This is a genomic window from Kribbella sp. NPDC050124 (genome assembly GCF_044460355.1).
In the GTDB taxonomy this organism is placed as follows: Bacteria; Actinomycetota; Actinomycetes; order Propionibacteriales; family Kribbellaceae; genus Kribbella.
The window spans coordinates 163,078-181,956 of record NZ_JBITJU010000014.1; the positions used below are offsets into that span (position 1 = coordinate 163,078).

The following is an 18,879-nucleotide window of genomic DNA, read 5'->3' on the forward strand; positions in this document are numbered from 1 at the left end:
GACCGCCGCCCAAAAACTCAACCTCACTTGAAGTGAGTCGCGTCGTACCAGTGTCGCCGGTGGTCTGGCGGGGTCGGCGCGGTCAGGAGCGGCCGCCGCGTCGGGTATACTTCTCGTGTCGGTGCGTATGTCGCGTCACCAGAGATTTTCCCCAGGCGCTCCGACCCGTCGGTTTCAGCATCCCGCTGAAGATCCCCGGCGACATGGGTGCAACGCGATAGCACCCGCAGGTCGATGCCTATCTCCTGCTTGTTCGTCCAGTCCGGCCAGTTTTCACTGGCCGGCCTTTGCGTGCGGCTCCGTGGGCTTCGTCCGTGACGTTGAGAGAGAGTTTGCGTGACCCAGCACCACCCGGAGAGCAACCAGCCCGACGGCCGGGCCAAGAAGCCCCGGCACAAGAAGTTCCAGAACCAGTCGTACGGCGAGCGGATGGGCAACCCCCCGGCCGCTCGGGACGAGGACCGTCGGGACGAGCGTCGCGACAACCGTCCGGTCAAGGGCTACCGCGCCGACCGCAGCACCCAGCCCCGCAAGTACGACGACGAGCGCCCGCGCTACCGCCGCGACGACCGCCCGCAGTACGAGCGGTCCGACCGCCCGCAGTACAACCGCGACGAGCGCCCGCGCTACAACCGCGACGACCGTCCGCAGTACAACCGCGACGACCGTCCGCAGTACAACCGCGACGACCGGCCACAGTACAAGCGGGACGAGCGCCCGCAGTACAACCGCGACGACCGTCCGCAGTACCGGAGCGAGCGGTCGCAGCAGTACGGCGACAAGCCGCGGTACGAGCGTTCGTCGTACCAGGACAAGCCCCGGTTCGAGCGCCGCGACGACCGTTCGTCGTACGAGCGCCGCGACGACCGTTCGTCCTACCAGAAGCCGCGCTACGAGCGGCGGGACGAGCGGCCGGTGGTGCAGGAGAAGCGGCGCGAGGAGCCGGTGGACCTGGGCACCGTTGCCCCGGACAACCAGTTCGCCGCGCTCGGGCTGGCGCCGCGGCTGGTGCAGCGGCTGGCCCGCGACGGCATCACCACGCCGTTCCCGATCCAGGCCGCGACCATCCCGGACGCGCTGGCCGGCAAGGATGTGCTCGGCCGCGGCCAGACCGGCTCCGGCAAGACGCTCGGCTTCGGCCTGCCGACGCTGATGCGGCTGGCCGGCGGTCACACCGAGTCCCGCCGCCCGCGCGGTGTGGTGCTGGTGCCGACGCGTGAGCTGGCGATGCAGGTGCACGACGCGCTCGAGCCGCTCGCGCACGTGATGAACGTGTCGCTGAAGCTGATCGCGGGCGGCCTGCCGTACCCGAAGCAGATCGAGTCGCTCCGCCGTGGCGTCGACCTTCTGATCGCGACCCCCGGCCGGTTGATCGACCTGTGCGAGCAGGGCGCTGCCGACCTCGGCGCGGTGGAGATCGCCGTCCTCGACGAGGCCGACCACATGTGCGACATGGGCTTCATGCCGGCGGTCACCACGCTGCTCGACATGACCCCGGCCGACGGCCAGCGGCTGCTGTTCTCGGCGACGCTGGACAACGACGTCGACACCATCGTGAAGACGTACCTGAAGGACCCGGTCACGCACTCGACCGAGTCCGGCCAGGCGACCGTGACCACGATGGAGCACCACCTGCTGGTGATCGAGCCGGGGCACAAGCAGTCGCTGACGGCCGAGCTGGCCAGCCGCGACGGCCGCACGATCGTGTTCGTCCGCACCAAGCTGGGCGCCGACCGTGTCGCCACTCAGCTGCGGGACCGCGGTGTGATGGCGGCGGCGCTGCACGGCGGCCTGACCCAGGGCGCGCGGAACCGGACGCTGGACCAGTTCAAGGACGGTTCGGTTCCGGTGCTGGTGGCAACGGACGTCGCGGCCCGCGGCATCCACGTCGACGACGTCGGGCTGGTCGTCCAGGCCGACCCGGCTGCGGATCACAAGGACTACCTGCACCGGGCCGGTCGTACGGCGCGTGCCGGTGGCAAGGGCGCGGTCGTCACCTTGGTCCTGCCGCACCAGCGGCGCGGGATGATCCGGCTGGCCGAGTCCGCCGGGGTCGACGCTTCACCAGTGCGGGCGCGTCCGGGCGACGAGCTCGTCACCGGGCTGACCGGCGGCAACACGCCGTCCGGCTACCCGGTGAAGCTGCCGGCGCCGAAGCCGCAGCGCTTCGGCAAGGGCGGCGGCAAGCGGTTCAGCAACAACCGCCCGGGTCGCGGGGGCAACGGTCCCCGTCGCCCCAACGGCCCCCGCCGTACCGAGAACAAGTCCTACCAGCACTGAACTACTGCGTGAGAATGGCCCAGAGCCGGGCGAGGATGGCGGCGATCTCGGTGTCGTCGAGCGGAATGAGCTCGAGCATCAGTTCGTCGTCGTCCGCCCGGTCGGTCATCACATAGATCGGCGGTGAGCCCGCCTCCAGCTCGGTCGCGATGCGCTTCGCGTCGGCGACCCTCAGCAGGACGCGGGACACCTGCAGGCCGGTCGGGTCCGGCTCGACTTCGGCCGACACTCCCGGGATCTCCTCGGCCGCCCGGGCGAACGAGACCACCTTCGCCAGCTGGTCCGCCTCCCACTTGACCCGGTCGAAGGCCTGCCACTCCTCGAGCGCGGCCAGCACGCCGACGACGGCTTCCTTGGTCGGCTTCATCACCCGGCCGATGCCTTTGTCCTGCGCACGGATCGACTGCACGAGGGCCCAGCTGCCCGCGACCAGCCCGGCGGTGGGCGAGCCGAGGTACTTCTGCCCGCTGACCAGGACCAGGTCCGCACCGGTCGACAGCAGGTCCGCGATCCGCGGGAACTGAGCGGCGCCGTCGATGATCGCCGGTACGCCGCGACGGTGCGCGGCCCGTACGGCGGCCACCAGGTCGATCGGCTCGCCTTGGGTCAGCCGGGACGAGACGAGGAACAGGCAGGCGATGTCCGGACCGTCGAGCTCCTGCTCCAGATCGCCAACGCTGCAACGGATTTCGTCACCGGCGAGATCGACCCGCGCACCCGCCAGCCGGATGCCCTGCAGGTTCGAGTGGCCGTAGTTGACCACGTGGCCGGCCGGCATCACCACCCGGTTGTGCATGTCCGTTGTGTCCGGCAACGACGCGATCCGGCGCGGGTCGCCGCCGGTCATGGCAGCCGCCACGGCGAGCGTGATGCCCGCGGCGGTGCAGTGGACGACGGCGCCGGCCTGCGCGCCGGTCACCTGGGCGATGGCCTCGCTGGCCCGGTCGCCGAGCTCGTCCATCACGAAGAACTCAGGCAGTGCCTGTGCGACGGCCTCCGCCACCCCGTGGGAACTCCTGGACACCCCGAGCGGGGTGTACGTCCCCTTGGCATTGATCACCACACTGAGCCGATAGCGATCGTGAATGCTCATGGTGCTGCACACAGTAGTGGTGACTGACTGTGGTTGGCGAGACTCAATCGGGTTCGGACCCGGCAGCATCTTGACCCGAAGCTACTGGTGAGTCATTCTCAGTTTTCGTAACTCCCCTGCCGCCGGCCCGCGTCCCGAGGGAGGAATCCGTGTCGCCTCGCACCGCCCCGCGAACATCCCGCCGCTCATTCCGTACGACGTTCGCCGCCGCAGCCGCGGTCGCCGTACTGGCTGCTCTGCCCGCACCCACCCAAGCCGCACCACAAGCCGTCGCCGCAGTCCCCGCCGACTACTGCGTCGGACAGTGCGACGACATCGTCACACCCGGGCAGAACGGCAACGCGACCTTCACGGATCTCCTTCTTTTCAAGGCGTTCGGGACCCGGCCGGCGCACTTCAGCGACTCGCTGAAGCCGTACGAGAATCTGGTCTGGAACTCCCAAGGCAGCACCGACGACGGCCTGGACGCGTACTTCGACGACGCGTCCTTCGGGGTGAAAGCGGGTGACGTCGCGAGCACGGTCCAGCCGCGCCCGGACGTCACGATCGTGCGGGACAAGTCGCGCGGTATTCCGCACATCACCGGCACGACACGGGCGGGCGTGATGTTCGGCGCCGGGTACGCCGGGGCGCAGGACCGGCTGTTCGTGATGGACGTGGTCCGGCACCTCGGTCGCGGCCAGCTGACGCCGTTCGCGGGTGGCGCGCCGGCCAATCGAGCGTTCGAGCAAGAGTTCTGGCGGACGGCGCCGTACACCGAAGCCGATCTGCAGAAGCAGTACGACGACGCCGACGAGCGGTACGGCGCCGACGGCGTGAAGATGCAGCAGGACATCAAGGCCTGGGTCGACGGGGTCAACCACTACATCAACACGGTCGGCATCGCGTACCCCGGTGAGTACGTCGCCCTCGGCCTGGCCTGGCCGACACCGCAGTGGAAGGTGACCGACGTCGTCGCCACGGCGGCTGTTGTCGCCGGCATCTTCGGCACCGGCGGCGGCCACGAGGTGACCTCGGCGTTGGCGCTGCTCGAGGCGCAGGCGAAGTACGGCGTTGCCCAAGGCACCAAGGTGTGGGAGTCGTTCCGGTCGCAGAACGACCCGGAGGCCAACACCACCGTGCACAACGGCGCGACCTTCCCGTACGGCGTGACGGAACCGAAGCCGGCCGGTCGCGCCCTGCCGGATCGCGGCTCGGTCACGCCGGAGCCGCAGGTCATCGACCAGACCGCCGGGACGGCGAGCAAGCCGGTGCCGAAGGGCTCGGAGTCGCTGCGCGGCATCTTCGACGCGGGCCTCTTCCCCAAGGGCTTCGGCGACAAGGGCATGTCGAACGCACTGCTCGTCTCCGGCGCCCACACCGAGAGCGGCAACCCGGTCGCCGTCTACGGTCCACAAACCGGCTACTTCGCACCGCAACTGCTGCTCCGGCAGGAGCTCCAAGGCCCGGGCGTCAGCTCCCGCGGCATCGCCTTCGCCGGGCTGAACTTCTACACGCTGATCGGCCGTGGACCGGACTACTCGTGGAGCGCTACGTCGGCCGGACAGGACATCACCGACACGTTCGCCGTACCGCTGTGTGAGCCCGGCGGCGGGACGCCGACAAAGAACTCGCAGTACTACGAGTACCGCGGCCAGTGCGTGCCGATCGAGCGGCTCGAGCGGCACAACGAGTGGTACTCCAGCTTGGGATCGTCCGAGCCGGCCGGCTCCTACACACTGGTTGCCCTGCGCACCAAGTACGGCATCGTCACGCACCGCGGCACGGTCGGTGGCCGGCCGGTGCTGTTCACCAAGAACCGCTCGACGTACGGCAACGAGGCCGGGTCCGCGCTCGGGTTCATGCAGCTCAACGACCCGGACAAGATCCACAACGCCGCCGACTTCAAGGCCGCGGCGCACAACATCGGCTACACGTTCAACTGGTTCTACACCGACAAGACCTCGATCGCGTACTTCAACTCCGGTGACAATCCGGTCCGCGCGGCGGGCGGCGACCCGAACCTGCCGACCTGGAGCTCGTACGAGTGGCAGGGCTGGAACCCGGACACCAACCGTGCGACGTACACCCCCGCCGCGCAGCACCCGCAGGTGGTGAACCAGGACTACCTGATCAGCTGGAACAACAAGCAGGCGCCCGGGTTCTCCGCGTCCGACGGGCAGTTCGGCTACAACTCGGTCTACCGCAGCCAGCCACTGGACGACCGGATCGAGGCCGTCATCGACAGCGGACAGAAGTTCACCCGCGGCAAGCTGGTCGAGGCGATGGAGGACGCGGCGACCGTCGATCTCCGGGGTGATCAGGTCCTTCCGTATCTGCTGCGGGTCCTGAAGTCGGCGCCGGTCACCGACCCGGCAGTCGCTGACGCGATCGCCAAGCTGACTGCATGGCAAGCGGCGGGCAGTCACCGCAAGACGCCGAGCGCGTCCTCGAAGGTCTACGACCACAGCGAGGCGATCCGGATTCTCGACGCCTGGTGGCCGTTGCTCGTCCCGGCCCAGTTCAAGGATCTCGGCCCTGATCTGTACGGCGCCCTCGTCGCGAACCTGAAAATCGACGAGCGGCCGAGTGCGCAGGGGTCCGCGTTCCAGAGCGGATGGTGGGGTTTCGTTCAGCGCGACCTGCGCAAGGTGCTCGGCGATCCCGTGCAGGCGCCGCAACCGGTCACGTACTGCGGCGGCGGAGCGTTGGCCGCCTGCCGGACGGTCCTGGCAGACACCTTGCTCGCGGCAACCAAGGTCCCGGCGGCGACGACGTACCCGGCGACCGCGGACTGCGCGGCGGGCGACCAGTTCTGCGCGGACCAGATCGCGCACAACCCGATGGGCGGGATCACCCAGGACCGGATCGCCTGGGTCAATCGGCCGACGTACCAGCAGGTGATCGAGTTCCCGGCGCGCCGGGGTGACGACGTGAGCAACCTGGCTGTTGGCAAGACGGCTTCCGCGAGCAGCTACGAGAAGGGCTGGTACAACTCGCCGCCGGCGTTGGCGGTCGACGGGAAGCCGGCGACCCGGTGGGCGAGCGACTGGTCGGATCCCCAGTGGCTGAAGGTTGACCTCGGCAACGAGCAGACGATCGGGCGGGTGGTGCTGCAGTGGGAGGCGGCGTACGGGAAGTCGTACCGGGTGGAGGTGTCGTCGGACGGATCCTCGTGGCGGCAGGTCTACGCGACGACGACCGGGAACGGTGGGGAGGACGTGGTCCGGTTCGGCGCGGTGCCTGCCCGGTACGTCCGGGTCACCGGGACGCAGCGGGCGACGTCGTACGGGTACTCGATCTATGAGCTTCAGGCCTACCGTCAATGACACTGTCGTCAATGAGTCACCCTGGCCTGTCAGGATGAGGGCATGAACCAGAATTTCCCCCCGAACCCGAACCAGCCGTACCCGCCGCAGCAGGGATACCAGCAGGGCCCGCCGCCCGGTTACGCGCCGCCGCCGCAGCAGCAGGGCGGCTACCAGCAGGGGCCGCCGCAGCCGGGCTACGGGCAGCCCGGGTACGGCCAGGCGCCGGGGAACTACCAGCCGGCCCAGCAGCCGGCGCCGCACGTCGCGCCGCAAGGTTCGCCGTACCCGGTGCTGGTCTCGACCATGAACGACCTGCCCGGGTACACCGCGGAGAAGGTGTTCGGCGAGGTCTTCGGGCTGACCGTGCGCAGCCGCGACTTCGGGTCGAACTTCACCGCCGGATTCCGGTCGCTGGCCGGCGGCGAGGTGCCGGAGTACACCCAGATGCTGGCCGAGTCGCGGCACGTCGCGGTGATGCGGATGTGCCAGATGGCGCAGCAGATGGGCGCGAACGCGATCCTCGCGATGCGGTTCGACTGCACCGAGATCGCCAACACGATGAGCGAGGTGGCCGCCTACGGTACGGCGGTCATCGTCCGCAAGACCGAGCCGAAGCCTATCCCTGACGAGGACGATGCGAATGACAGCTGAGGCACTTAACTTCGGCCCCGGATTCCGGTGGGGGGTGTCGACGTCGGCGTACCAGATCGAGGGGGCCGTGACCGAGGGCGGCCGCGGCCCGTCGACCTGGGACACGTTCTGCGCCGAGCCGGGCCGGATCCTGAACGGCGACACCGGCGTGGTGGCCTGCGACCACTACCACCGGTACGCCGAGGACGTCGCGCTGATGCGGGACCTCGGGGTCGACAGCTACCGGTTCTCGTTCGCCTGGCCGCGGATCCAGCCGTCCGGCAAAGGTCCCGGGAACGCGGCCGGGCTGGACTTCTACGACCGGCTGATCGACACGCTGCTCGGCGCCGGGATCCAGCCGGTGCCGACGCTGTTCCACTGGGACACCCCGCAGCCGCTGGAGGACGAGGGCGGGTGGCAGAACCGGGACATCTGCGGCTGGTTTGCTGACTATGCAGGCATTCTGGCCGCGCGGTTCGCGGACCGGGTGCCGCTGTGGATCACGATCAACGAGCCGATGGTGCTCACGTTGATGGGGTACTCACTGGGCGCGCACGCACCCGGCCGGGAGCTGCTGTTCGACGCGCTCCCGGTCGCGCACCACCAGTTGCTGGCGCACGGCCGCGCGGTGCAGGCGCTGCGGGCAGCCGGCGCGACCAACGTGGGGATCGCCAGCAACCACGCGCCGACCTGGCCGGCCAGCGACAGCGTCGAGGACAAGGAAGCTGCCGGCCTCTACGACAACCTGATCAACTGGCTGTTCGCCGATCCGGTGCTGCTCGGGACCTATCCGTCCGGCTTCGAGGCGGCGATGCCGGGGCCGGTCGAGGACGACCTCGCGGTGATCTCGAGCCCTCTGGACTTCTTCGGCATCAACCACTACGCGCCGGTGTCCGTCGGCGCCGCGACCGGTCAGGCTGACACCGCCGCGACCGATGGGATCCTGCTGCCGCCGGGCCTGCCGTTCGAGCCGCGCGCTCTCGAGGGCTACCCGCAGACGGACTTCGGGTGGCCGATCGTGCCGTCGGCGTTCGGCGAGATCCTGCGCATCTTCAAGGACCGGTACGGCGACCGGCTGCCACCGATCTTCATCACCGAGAACGGGTGCTCGTTCGCCGAACCGGTGGACGACCAACGGCGGATCGAGTACCTCGACGGGTACCTGCGGTCGCTGAAGCAGGCGATCGACGACGGGATCGACGTCCGCGGGTACTTCCAGTGGTCGCTGCTGGACAACTTCGAGTGGGCGGCGGGGTTCTCGCAGCGGTTCGGGCTGGTGCATGTCGACTTCGACAGCCAGGTGCGGACGCCGAAAGCGTCGTACCACTGGTTCCGTGACGTGATCGCGCAGAGTCGAGGATGATCCCCGAGCCGGGCGTCGTACCGACGGCGTTCGCGGAGCCGGTCGACCGGGTGCGGGCCCGGTGGACGGCGGCCGTCGTACTGGCGAACGTCGGGGTGTTCGCGGCGTGGCTGGGGCCGATCCAGGTGATTCTGGCGAAGCAGTCCGAGGCGGTTGCTCCGGGCAACAAGGAGTTCGTGTTCGGGCTGGTCACCGGGGTTGGTGCGGCCGTCTCGGTGGTCGCGAACCCGGTTGCCGGCGCGATCTCCGACCGTACGACGTCGCGCTTCGGGCGGCGGGTGCCTTGGGTGCTGGCGGGCTCGGTCGGTGGTGCGGTCGGTCTGCTCGTGCTGGGCGGGGTCGCGTCGGTCGCGTGGATGCTGGTCGGTTGGTGCCTGGTGCAACTGTTCGGCAACGCGCTGCTGGCGGCCATCACGGCGGCGGTGCCGGATCGCGTGCCGACGCTGCAGCGGGGGTCCGTCGGGGGATGGGTTGCGTTGTCGCAAGTCCTTGGCGCATTGGTCGGCACGGGGCTTGCGACGTACTTCGGTGGTATTGGCGCCGGGTACGTCGCGTGCGCGGTGTTTCTGCTGTTGTCGGTGCTGCCGTATTTGATTGGCAGTGGTGACGAGCGGCTGACGTCGCGACCGCCGTTGGTCGTGCGCTCGTTCCTGCGTGGGTTCTGGATCAGCCCGCGACGCTACCCGGACTTCGGGTGGGGGTGGCTGACGCGGTTCCTGTTCAACGTGGGGAATGCGCTCGGGACGCTGTACCTGTTCTATTACTTACAGGACAAGGTGCGCGTCGACGAGCCGGACACCGCCGTACTGATCCTGACCGCGATCTACAGCGTCTGCGTCCTTGTCACCTCGGTCGTCTTCGGCACCTGGTCCGACCGCATCGCCCGCCGCAAGATCTTCGTCACCTGGTCCGGCGTGGTGATGGCGCTCGCCGGCGTCGTCCTCGCCTTCTGGCCCACCTGGCCCGGCGCCGTCCTCGGTGCGATCATCCTCGGCGCCGGCTTCGGCGTCTACCTGTCCGTCGACTTCGCCCTGCTCACCCAGATCCTGCCCAACGCCCGCGACCGCGCCAAAGACCTGGGCGTCATCAACATCGCCAACTCCCTCCCTCAGGTCTTCGCCCCCGCCCTGGCCGCCCCCATAGTCAAACACCTAGGCGGCTACCCCCTCCTCTACCTCCTAGCCGCCAGCGTCACCCTCCTAGCCGGCCTCCTGGTCCGCAACATCCGCTCCGTCGCCTAGTCCTGCCGACCGTGGGGACAGCACCAGTCAGGACGTGGGGCAGCCGCAGGATTCTCGGTAGGTGATCTGGGCGGGCAAGCGGATGGTTTTGGGGTGGGCGGTGCCGCGGCCGGACAGGCGGTCGAGGAGGAGTTGCATGGTGGTGGCGCCGATGTCGAAGGCCGGTTGGGTGACGCTGGTGATGCGGGGCCGGAACAGGTCGGCATGCGGAAAACCGTCGAAGGTGGCGAAGGCGAAGTCGCGTGGCGGTTCCAGGCCGCGGTCCTGCGCCGCCTCCAGAACGCCGACGGCGCTCTCGGTGCTGGCAGCGACGAACGCCGTCGGTGGAGTTCGTTCCTCGAAGAGGGCCCGGGCCAGGGTGCGGGTGTCCTCGGACAAGCCAGATCCGGTGAGGATGTAGCGTTCGTCGACTCCGATGCGGGCCTCTTCGAGTGCGGCGAGGTAACCCTGGCGCCGCTCGGCGATGGTGGCAACGGTCAGATCGCCGGCCGCCAGCGCGATCCGCCGGTGGCCGTGGCCGACCAGATGTGCGACCAGGTCATGCATCGGCCCGGCGTTCTCCACGCCGACCTGGTCGGTGCCGGCCCGGCCGAGCCGGTCCATGACGACCACCGGCGTACCACCGGCGGCGAGGGCGTCCAGGGCGGAACGGTCGGAGCCACCGGTCGGCGCAACGATCAGGCCGTCGACCTTGCGGGCGGTCAGGACCTGCAACGAACGGCGCTCGACCTCCGCGTCCTCGTTGGAGTTGGCCAGCAGCAGGGTCAGGCCGGCCGCGGTCGCCTCGTGCGCGACCCCGCGGACCATCTCGGCGAACACGGGCTGCGCGACGTCCGAGACCACCAGGCCGATCGAGTCGGTCCGGGCCCGCCGGAGGGCGCGGGCAACACTGTCCTGCTGGTATCCGGTCTTCTCGATCGCGGCCATCACCTTGCGCCGGGTCGCGGCGCTGACCGGGCGAGTGGCGTTGACGACATGCGAGACGGTCGAGGTGGACACGCCCGCAAGTCGCGCGACGTCGACGATGGTCGCCACAGCCGGTGCCTCTTCCTCATCGAAACGATTCGCTAGCTGACTCGATTGTGGCAGTTCGCATCCAGAGCGTCAACGACGACGAGCCCTTGACATGAGTGGGATCAGCGCGGCACCGTCCTTATCGAAACGTTTGCGCGCCAAACGCCAAGGCGGCGACGGTCCGCCTGCCCGACTTCACAACCGAGGTGTTCTGTCATGACCCGATTCACCCGACGTGCCGTGTCCGGGGCGCTGGCGCTCAGCCTGGCGGTCGCCGCCGGCTGCGGCGGCGCCGGCAGCGGCGCCACGCCAGGCCGAGGCGACGGCCCCTACGCTGCTCCGGCCAAGGACACCACCGCGACGCTGACCATCTCGAACTGGGGCGACCCGGTCGACAAGGCGGTGTACGACGAGGTGGCCGACCGCTTCAAGGCGAAGTACCCGAACGTCACGATCCGCAACAACTTCACCCCGATCACCACCTGGTCGGAGTACGTGAACAAGCTGACCACCCAGGTGGCGGCAGGCGACGCACCGGACGTGGTCAACATGGGCCTCGAAGGTGTGCAACTGGGCCTGTCGAAGCGGCTGTTCGCCTCGCTCGACGGCTATCTGAAGCGCGATGCGGCGGCCAAGGACCTGATGGCCGACGTCGACCAGCGACTGGTCGCAGGCTTCCAGAAGGACGGCCAGACCTACCTGGTGCCGAGCACCTGGAACACGATGCTGATCTACTACAACACGAAGATGTTCAAGGAGGCGGGTATTGCCCGGCCCAGCGACGACTGGACCTGGGACGACTTCTTGGCCGTCGCCCGCAAGCTGACCAAAGGCAGCGGCGGCAGCAAGGTCTACGGTTTCGCCCTGCCGTACTTCAACTTCGGACTGACGCCGTGGTTCTACTCCAACGGTGCCTCGGAGATGAGCGCTGATCTCAGTGAGGCGACGCTGGACGATCCGGCGATGGTGGAGAGCGCGAGCTGGGTCCGGGACCTGGTGACGAAGGAGGGGGTCGCACCGCAGCCGAAGGGTGCAGATCCGTACCAGCTCTTCCCGGCCGGCAAGGTGGCGATGACAGGGGCCGGTCACTGGACCGTCCCGATGTTCGAGCAGGCCGGTTTCAGCGACTACGATGTCCTGCCGTGGCCGCGCAACAAGACCAAGGCGACCGTGTACGGCGGCGCTGGGTTCGGGCTCTACCCGGGGTCGAAGAACCCTGATCTGGCCTGGGAGTTCATCAAGGAACTGACGAACGCCACTACGCAGCAGAAGTGGGCGACCATCGGGTCGGCCACGCCGGCGACGAAGAAGGCCGCGGCGTTACCCGCCTTCACTGCCAAGCCCGCGCACTCCTCGCTGTACTACGGCGCGATCGAGTACGCCAAGCCGGTCGCCGCGCCCGTTGTCTACAACACCTTGGAACCGGCCCTGATGCGGGCGATGGACTCGATCATGGCCGGTGCTGATCCCAAGACGGAGCTTGCCAAGGCGAACGACGAGGTCAAGACCGCCCTGGGGAACCAGTGACGCTGACGATGCATCGACCGTCGGTCCGGGCGGAGGGAACGCCCGCCCGGACCGACGGCACTTCGCGCCGGCGGGAAGCCGTCACCGGCTACCTGTTCATCGCTCCCTCGGTGCTGGGCTTTCTGCTGTTCGTGCTCGGTCCGCTGGTCGCCGCGGCTGCGCTGAGCCTGACTCGGTACGACGTCCTGACGCCGCCGCGGTTCGTCGGCCTGGACAACTATCGCCGGCTGTTCGAGGATCCGCGGCTGGCTGTTGTCTACGGCAACACCGTGGTCTACGTCGTCGCAGCCGTCGTACTGATCAACGGGCTCGCGCTCGGTCTCGCCGTACTGATCAACCGGCGGTTGCCGAAGGGCCTGACGACCGCCTTCCGATCGGCGTACTTCTTCCCGTCGCTGGTGGCCCTGGTCTATGTGTCCGTCATCTGGCAGGCGATGTTCCAGAAGGACACCGGGATCGTCAACTACTACCTGACCGAGCTCGGCGGTCCGCGGATCGACTGGCTGAACAGCGGCGGCTGGTCGAAGGTGACCGTGATCGTGGTGGACACCTGGCGCAACGTCGGGTTCGCGATGCTGATCTACGTCGCAGCCCTGCACGAGGTGCCGAAGGACTACTACGAGGCAGCCAGTATCGACGGCGCCGGGCCGTGGGCAGTGTTTCGGCGGATCACCGTGCCGCTCATCAGCCAGGCGACGTTCTTCAACATCACCACCACCGTGATCGGCGCCTTCCAGATCTACGAGTCGATCATCGTGCTCACCCGCGGCGGCCCGGGCGACGCAAGCCGCAGCGTGGTGATGTACATCGCCGAGAAGGCCTTCAACGACTTCCAACTGGGATACGCCTGTGCGATCGCGATGACGTTGTTCGCCGTCGTCCTGCTGGTCACGCTGCTTCAGTTCAGGTTGCGCAGATCGTGGGTGCAGTATGAGTAGCCGCCGTGTCAGTGCCGGTCAGATCGTCTCGCTGGCCGTGCTCGTCCTCGGTGCTCTGGGCATGGTGGCGCCGTTCCTGTGGATGTTCAGCACCTCGCTGCGCGCGCCGACAAGCGCGTACGACCTCCCACCGCACTGGCTGCCCACACAGTTCCGGATCGGGAACTACGGCGACGCGGTCACCGGGCCGGTACCGATCCTGGGGAACATGGTGAACAGTGCGGTGATTGCGATCGCCGTGAGCTTGGGCATGATCCTCACCGCGCCGATCGCCGGCTACGCCTTCGCCCGGCTGCGGTTCCCCGGTCGCAACCTGCTGTTCGTGTCTCTGCTGGCGTCGCTGATGGTGCCGATCCAGGTGACGATCATCCCGTTGTTCCTGATCATGCGGAGCTTCGGGCTGATCAACAATCCGCTCAGCCTGATCCTGCCGGGGCTTACCGGGGCGCTGGGAGTCTTTCTGATGCGGCAGTTCTTCCTGGGCCTGCCCGAGGAGATGCTGGAGGCCGCCAAACTCGACGGCGCCACTCCGTTCCAGGCGTACCGTCTCGTCGCGCTGCCGTTGGCCCGAAACGGTGTCAGCACGCTCGGCGTGATCACGTTCCTGGCCAGCTGGAACTCGTACTTCGCGCCGTCGATCTTCCTCAACACCGTGGAGACCGCGACGCTGCCGCTCGGCCTGGTGCTCATGCTCGGTCCGTACGGCGCGGGCAACCTGGCTGCCGTGATGGCTGCCACCACCATCGCGATCGCACCCGCCCTGCTGGTGTTCCTGTTCGCCCAGCGATGGCTGATCGACAGTCTCACCCAGTCCGGCGTCAAGGGCTGACCAAACCCCGAAAGGATTCCTATGACCACCAGCGGACCCAGGATGGGCCTGCTTGCCGACCTCACCCGTACTCGCGACGGCCGTACCGCCCGTGCCTCGAGCTGGGACCAGACCGGCCGTAACCGCGACAACTGGCTCGTCATGCCCGGGGAGGAGCGGGTGCTGGCCGACCTCGAGGGCCCCGGCTGCATCACCCACATCTGGATGACGCAGTCGTGCCGGCGGCATCCCGGTCCGGGCCAGATCCCGGCCGATGTGGTCGGTGTACCGATGCTCGAGATCCACAACGCGCTCGGAGTCAGCTGGGAGGTGGTGGATCCGGACTACTACCGCAAGATCGTGCTGAAGATCTACTGGGACGATCAGGACACACCTTCGGTGATCGCGCCGCTGGGGGACTTCTTCGGGTTGCTCAACTCGTTGTCCGGCTCGTACGAGTCGCTGCCACTGTCGGTCTCGGCCAAAGAGCCGGAGGAACACACCTTCGGTGGGAGCGCCGCCTTCAACAGCTACTTCCAGATGCCGTTCGGCCACCGGGCCAGGGTCGTGGTCGAGAACCAGAACGACATCCCCTACCTGCAGTACTTCTACATCGACTACGAGCTCTACTCCGAGCCGCTCGCCGCGGACGTCGCGTACTTTCACGCCCACTACCGGCAGGCCAGGCCGACCAACGGCTGGGGACCGGATCTGCAGACCAACAGCATCGAGGTGGCGATCCCCAATCTCGACGGAGTGGACAACTACGTCGCGCTCGAGGCCGAAGGCAACGGGCACTATGTCGGCTGCAACCTCGCGGTCCGCCACTTCCAGGGATCGTGGTGGGGCGAGGGCGACGACATGATCTTCATCGACGACGACACCTGGCCGCCGAGTCTGCACGGCACCGGAATGGAGGACTACTTCGGGCATGCCTGGGGGATGCAGCGAAACGCCTATCTGATGAACGGCACCATCGTTCACGAGGAGGAGGTACCCGGCTTCCACCACAGCTACCGGTTCCACCTCGTCGACCCGATCCGGTTCCGCCGGAGGGTCAAGGTGACCTTCGAGCACGGACATGCGAACCACTTGGCGGACGACTGGTCCTCCACGGCGTACTGGTACCAGACGCTCCCGACAGCGCCGCTGACGATTCCGCCGGTCGAGGAGCGGCTCCCGTTGCGTCCCAAGGACAGCGTGGTCAGGACCAGCCTGCCGCCGCTGATTCCCGCACAGCAGGCGGCGCGGGACGAGGCGGCGGACCGAATGCGACGGTTTGTCGAGTTGCGCGATCGGGTGCGTGCGGAACGTGCTGCGGAGATCGACGCCTGGGAGTCCGGGAACGCCGTCCAAGCGCGGGAGATCCGAGCCCGCTACCTGTCATCGGGCGGTGCCTCGTGAGGCCGCGACTACACCTGACCGCGCTGGAGGGCTGGATCAACGACCCGCTCGGTCTCACGTTTCACAACGGGCAGTACCACCTGTTCTTCCAGCACGTCCCCGGCCAGACCGAATGGGGTCCCAAGTGTCGTTGGGGACACGCCACAAGCAAGGATCTGCTGCACTGGACCCAGGGCCCGGCAGTCTTGGCTCCCGGTGAGGGTGACGACGGCTGCTGGTCGGGCAGTGTGGTCGCCGATCCGCCGACGCTGTTCTACACGACCGTCGACAGCGACGATGTCCGGATCGGCCGCGTCAGGATCGCCCGGCCCACCAGTGACGACTGGACGACGTGGGCCAAGGCAGAGGTGGTCGCCGTACTGCCTGAGGGGATCGAGGCGATCGCGTACCGCGACCCGTTCGTCTTCCACGACGGCGATCGGTGGCGGATGCTGATGGGCGGCGGTTTGGCGGATGGGACGGCGACCGCCCTGATCTACACCTCTGACGACCTGCAGCAATGGGCGTACGACGGGGACCTCGCCAGCCGGCACTCGTCCGAAGACCAGCCTCTGTGGACCGGCGCCGTCTGGGAATGTCCACAGCTGTTCCCGCTCGGTGACAGCTGGGTCCTGACCGTCTCGGTCTGGGAGCCGTTCGTCCCGCACTACCAGGCCTATGCCGTGGGGACCTACCGGGACGGACGCTTCGTTGCCGAGCACTGGGCACGGCTGTCCTATGGACCGTCGTACTACGCCGGCTCGACGTTCACCGACGCCCACGGTCGCCGTGGGATGATCTACTGGTTGCGCGGTGTCGACGACCACAGGCAAGGATGGGCCGGTGCCAACAGCATTCCGCACCTGTTGTCCCTGCACGACGACACCATGGTTGCCGAACCCCATCCGAACGTCACCGCCCTGCGGTCAGCAGGGACAGTTGTGAAATCCGGCGAGGAGTCGGTGAACCTGCCGTCGGTCGCGGACATCGAGTGGTCCCTCGACGCATCCACCGGGAGCGCCGGCCTGACCCTGGCCGATGCCGATGGCAACATTGTCCTGAGCCTGCGCACCCAGGACGGTGTGCTGGACGCGATCACGCGAGACGGCAACTGGTCCATGCCTGTCGGCGGCAACGAGATCCGTCTGGTCGTGGACGGTCCGATCGCCGAGCTTTTCAGTGCGACGGGAACCATGGCGTTGCCGCTGTCGCAGGTGGGCGGTGTTGCCCTTGATGTCACCGGCTCGGGCACGGCGACGGCATATCCGTTGGAAAGTTCCGGCGATTGACGTCTTGACGGGCACACTCGGTGCTCGTAGCTTCTTCGTCAGGTCAGTGATACGTATAACTTCGTTCAGCGGAAGGTGTTCCGATGGCGCGACGGGCTGGGCCGACCATGCATGACGTTGCCCGGGTGGCCGGTGTCAGTCAGGCCACGGTCAGCATGGTGCTGAACGATGTCGAGGGGTCTCGGGTGTCGGGGGAGACTCGGGCTCGGGTGATGGATGCGGTGGCCGAGCTCGGGTACCGGGTGAACTCGGCGGCCAAGTCGTTGCGCGAGGGGACGTCGCGGCTGATCGGGTTCGTAGGCGACATTGTCGCGAGTACGCCGTTCGCCGGGGAGATCATCGAGGGAGCGCAGGACCGGGCCTGGGTGGACGGGCACTTGATGCTGATCGTCAACACGGGTGGGGATCGTGTGCTCGAGGAGCGGGCGATCGACTCGTTGCTGTCGCGGCAGGTCGACGGGATCGTGTACGCGGCGATGTACCACCGGCGGCTCAAGGTGCCGGCGGCGCTGCGGGAGGTGCCGACCGTGGTGCTCAACGCCGAGACCGAGGACGGGTCGCTGCCGTCGGTGGTGCCGGACGAGTACGGCGGTGGCCGCGCAGCAACCCAGTACCTGGTGGACCACGGTCATGAGCGGGTCGCGTTCATCAACATCAACACGCTCGCCTCCCGTTTACCGGCCGCGGTCGACCGGGAGCGGGGCTTCGTTGACGTGCTGACGGACGCGGGGCTGAGCGTCGACAAGACCTTGATCAAACATGGTGACGGTGACGCGGAGTCGGCGTACAAGCATGCGGCCCGGTTGCTGGACCGCAAGCGCCCGCCGACGGCCATCTTCTGCGGCAACGACCGGACCGCCTGGGGCGCCTACCAGGCCGCGGCCGACCTCGGGCTGCGGATCCCGGACGATGTCTCGATCATCGGGTTCGACAACCAGACGCTGATCGCGTCGCACCTGCGGCCCGGGCTGACCACGATGGCGTTGCCGTTCGCGGAGATGGGCCGGATCGGGGTCGGGCGGCTGCTGTCGGGAGACGTGACGCCGGCCGTCGACGCGGTGGAGTGCCCGCTGGTCGAGCGCTCATCGGTGGTACGGCGATGACAACCCCAGTGACCGCGCCGGGTCTGGTGCGCCGGATGGGCAGGTTGTGGCAGTTGTACCTGCTGGTGCTCCCGGCGCTGATCTACCTGGTCGTCTTCAAGTTCTGGCCGATGTACGGCGTCCAGATCGCGTTCCGCAACTTCAACCCCGTCGACGGGTTCAGCGGCAGCCCGTTCGCCGGCTGGCAGCACTTCGAGCGGTTCTTCGCCTCGCCGCAGTTCGAGCGGGTGCTCGAGAACACGTTGACGCTCGCGGTCGTCAACCTGCTCGTCGCCTTCCCGGTGCCGATCCTGCTCGCGCTGATGGTCAACAACCTGCGCGACGGCCGGCTGCAGTCGTTCGTCCGGGCCGTGCTGTATTCGCCGACCTTCATCTCGACGGTTGTCGTCGTGGGCATGCTGTACGTGCTGCTGTCGCCGCGCTCAGGCCTGGTCAACCAGGCGATCGCCGTGTTCGGTGGCGATCAGGTGCTGTTCATGGGATCGCCGGAGTGGTTCCGGCCGATCTTCGTCGGCTCGACGGTGTGGCAGGAGTCGGGCTTCCAGATGGTGATCTATCTGGCCGCGCTGGCCGGGATCGACCCGGCGCTGCACGACGCCGCCCGGGTCGACGGCGCGAACACCTGGCAGCGGATCCGGCACATCGACGTCCCCGGCATCCTGCCGACCATCGTCGTCTTGTTCATGCTTGCCGTCGGCAACCTGATGAACGTCAGCTTCGAGAAGGCGCTGCTGATGCAGACTCCGCTGAACCGGGAGACCTCCCAGGTGATCCAGACCTACGTGTACCAGGCGGGTCTGCAACAGGCGCAGTTCAGCTACAGCGCCGCGATCGGGCTGTTCAACTCGGTCGTCAACCTCGCCCTGCTGGTGACCTTCCATGTGGTGGTACGGCGAGCCCGCCGGAACTGGGGAGTGTGA

General features: G+C 67.9%; 14 protein-coding genes. 12 read left to right on the forward strand and 2 right to left on the reverse strand.

Annotated elements, in window-relative coordinates; all coding sequences use genetic code 11:
- The first annotated feature begins 336 nt into the window (after positions 1 to 336).
- On the forward strand, positions 337 to 2,280 hold the full coding sequence (locus tag ACIBL3_RS28885) for a DEAD/DEAH box helicase (protein ID WP_396356788.1): 1,944 nt from the start codon (positions 337 to 339) through the stop codon (positions 2,278 to 2,280).
- Between the two features lies 1 nt (position 2,281).
- Here the strand turns inward: ACIBL3_RS28885 and ACIBL3_RS28890 are convergent, their stop codons facing one another.
- On the reverse strand, positions 2,282 to 3,373 hold the full coding sequence (locus ACIBL3_RS28890) for an aminotransferase class V-fold PLP-dependent enzyme (RefSeq protein ID WP_396356789.1): 1,092 nt from the start codon (positions 3,371 to 3,373) through the stop codon (positions 2,282 to 2,284).
- A gap of 149 nt (positions 3,374 to 3,522) precedes the next feature.
- Here ACIBL3_RS28890 and ACIBL3_RS28895 point away from each other — a divergent pair, with 149 nt between their 5' ends.
- The 4 genes from ACIBL3_RS28895 to ACIBL3_RS28910 are packed head-to-tail and all read left to right on the forward strand — an operon-like array spanning position 3,523 to position 9,897.
- Positions 3,523 to 6,681, forward strand: coding sequence for a penicillin acylase family protein (locus ACIBL3_RS28895; protein WP_396356790.1), 3,159 nt, complete (start codon positions 3,523 to 3,525; stop codon positions 6,679 to 6,681).
- Positions 6,682 to 6,723: 42 nt separating this feature from the next.
- Positions 6,724 to 7,314: a YbjQ family protein gene (locus tag ACIBL3_RS28900; protein ID WP_396356791.1), complete on the forward strand. Its 591-nt coding sequence runs from the start codon at positions 6,724 to 6,726 to the stop codon at positions 7,312 to 7,314.
- On the forward strand, positions 7,304 to 8,656 hold the full coding sequence (locus ACIBL3_RS28905; RefSeq protein WP_396356792.1) for a GH1 family beta-glucosidase: 1,353 nt from the start codon (positions 7,304 to 7,306) through the stop codon (positions 8,654 to 8,656). The genes ACIBL3_RS28900 and ACIBL3_RS28905 overlap by 11 nt, the downstream gene beginning before the upstream one ends.
- Positions 8,653 to 9,897: an MFS transporter gene (locus ACIBL3_RS28910; protein WP_396356793.1), complete on the forward strand. Its 1,245-nt coding sequence runs from the start codon at positions 8,653 to 8,655 to the stop codon at positions 9,895 to 9,897. The genes ACIBL3_RS28905 and ACIBL3_RS28910 overlap by 4 nt, the downstream gene beginning before the upstream one ends.
- A gap of 27 nt (positions 9,898 to 9,924) precedes the next feature.
- On the opposite strand, the gene ACIBL3_RS28915 is transcribed toward ACIBL3_RS28910, so the two are convergent.
- Entirely contained in the window at positions 9,925 to 10,932 is a 1,008-nt protein-coding gene (locus ACIBL3_RS28915) for a LacI family DNA-binding transcriptional regulator (RefSeq protein WP_396356794.1), read from the reverse strand.
- A gap of 195 nt (positions 10,933 to 11,127) precedes the next feature.
- Between ACIBL3_RS28915 and ACIBL3_RS28920 the strand changes: the two genes are divergently transcribed.
- The 7 genes from ACIBL3_RS28920 to ACIBL3_RS28950 all read left to right on the forward strand — a co-directional run bounded on the left by ACIBL3_RS28920 (position 11,128) and on the right by ACIBL3_RS28950 (position 18,879).
- Positions 11,128 to 12,438, forward strand: coding sequence for an ABC transporter substrate-binding protein (locus ACIBL3_RS28920; protein WP_396356795.1), 1,311 nt, complete (start codon positions 11,128 to 11,130; stop codon positions 12,436 to 12,438).
- Positions 12,439 to 12,446: 8 nt separating this feature from the next.
- Complete coding sequence (locus ACIBL3_RS28925) at positions 12,447 to 13,376, forward strand: carbohydrate ABC transporter permease (protein WP_396356796.1); 930 nt, start codon at positions 12,447 to 12,449, stop codon at positions 13,374 to 13,376.
- Positions 13,369 to 14,205 (forward strand): carbohydrate ABC transporter permease, encoded by an 837-nt coding sequence (locus ACIBL3_RS28930; RefSeq protein WP_396356797.1) that lies wholly within the window; start codon positions 13,369 to 13,371, stop codon positions 14,203 to 14,205. The genes ACIBL3_RS28925 and ACIBL3_RS28930 overlap by 8 nt, the downstream gene beginning before the upstream one ends.
- Before the next feature lie 21 nt (positions 14,206 to 14,226).
- Positions 14,227 to 15,588 carry a glycoside hydrolase family 172 protein gene (locus ACIBL3_RS28935; protein ID WP_396356798.1) on the forward strand — a complete coding sequence of 454 codons (1,362 nt, stop codon included), beginning with the start codon at positions 14,227 to 14,229 and terminating at the stop codon, positions 15,586 to 15,588.
- Positions 15,585 to 16,856 carry a glycoside hydrolase family 32 protein gene (locus tag ACIBL3_RS28940; protein ID WP_396356799.1) on the forward strand — a complete coding sequence of 424 codons (1,272 nt, stop codon included), beginning with the start codon at positions 15,585 to 15,587 and terminating at the stop codon, positions 16,854 to 16,856. The genes ACIBL3_RS28935 and ACIBL3_RS28940 overlap by 4 nt, the downstream gene beginning before the upstream one ends.
- An 83-nt stretch (positions 16,857 to 16,939) precedes the next feature.
- The gene (locus ACIBL3_RS28945; RefSeq protein WP_396356800.1) at positions 16,940 to 17,959 is read left to right on the forward strand and encodes a LacI family DNA-binding transcriptional regulator; all 1,020 of its coding nucleotides are present in this window, start codon (positions 16,940 to 16,942) and stop codon (positions 17,957 to 17,959) included.
- A complete protein-coding gene (locus tag ACIBL3_RS28950; protein WP_396356801.1) occupies positions 17,956 to 18,879 on the forward strand; it encodes an ABC transporter permease in 924 nt (307 codons plus the stop codon). The genes ACIBL3_RS28945 and ACIBL3_RS28950 overlap by 4 nt, the downstream gene beginning before the upstream one ends.

Coding starts and splice junctions, on each gene's coding strand:
- ACIBL3_RS28950 (WP_396356801.1), top strand. CDS start 17,956: ATGACAACCCCAGTGACCGCGCCGGGTCTGGTGCGCCGGATGGGCAGG.
- ACIBL3_RS28920 (WP_396356795.1), top strand. CDS start 11,128: ATGACCCGATTCACCCGACGTGCCGTGTCCGGGGCGCTGGCGCTCAGC.
- ACIBL3_RS28925 (WP_396356796.1), top strand. CDS start 12,447: ATGCATCGACCGTCGGTCCGGGCGGAGGGAACGCCCGCCCGGACCGAC.
- ACIBL3_RS28910 (WP_396356793.1), top strand. CDS start 8,653: ATGATCCCCGAGCCGGGCGTCGTACCGACGGCGTTCGCGGAGCCGGTC.
- ACIBL3_RS28900 (WP_396356791.1), top strand. CDS start 6,724: ATGAACCAGAATTTCCCCCCGAACCCGAACCAGCCGTACCCGCCGCAG.
- ACIBL3_RS28930 (WP_396356797.1), top strand. CDS start 13,369: ATGAGTAGCCGCCGTGTCAGTGCCGGTCAGATCGTCTCGCTGGCCGTG.
- ACIBL3_RS28935 (WP_396356798.1), top strand. CDS start 14,227: ATGACCACCAGCGGACCCAGGATGGGCCTGCTTGCCGACCTCACCCGT.
- ACIBL3_RS28890 (WP_396356789.1), bottom strand. CDS start 3,373: ATGAGCATTCACGATCGCTATCGGCTCAGTGTGGTGATCAATGCCAAG.
- ACIBL3_RS28905 (WP_396356792.1), top strand. CDS start 7,304: ATGACAGCTGAGGCACTTAACTTCGGCCCCGGATTCCGGTGGGGGGTG.
- ACIBL3_RS28945 (WP_396356800.1), top strand. CDS start 16,940: ATGGCGCGACGGGCTGGGCCGACCATGCATGACGTTGCCCGGGTGGCC.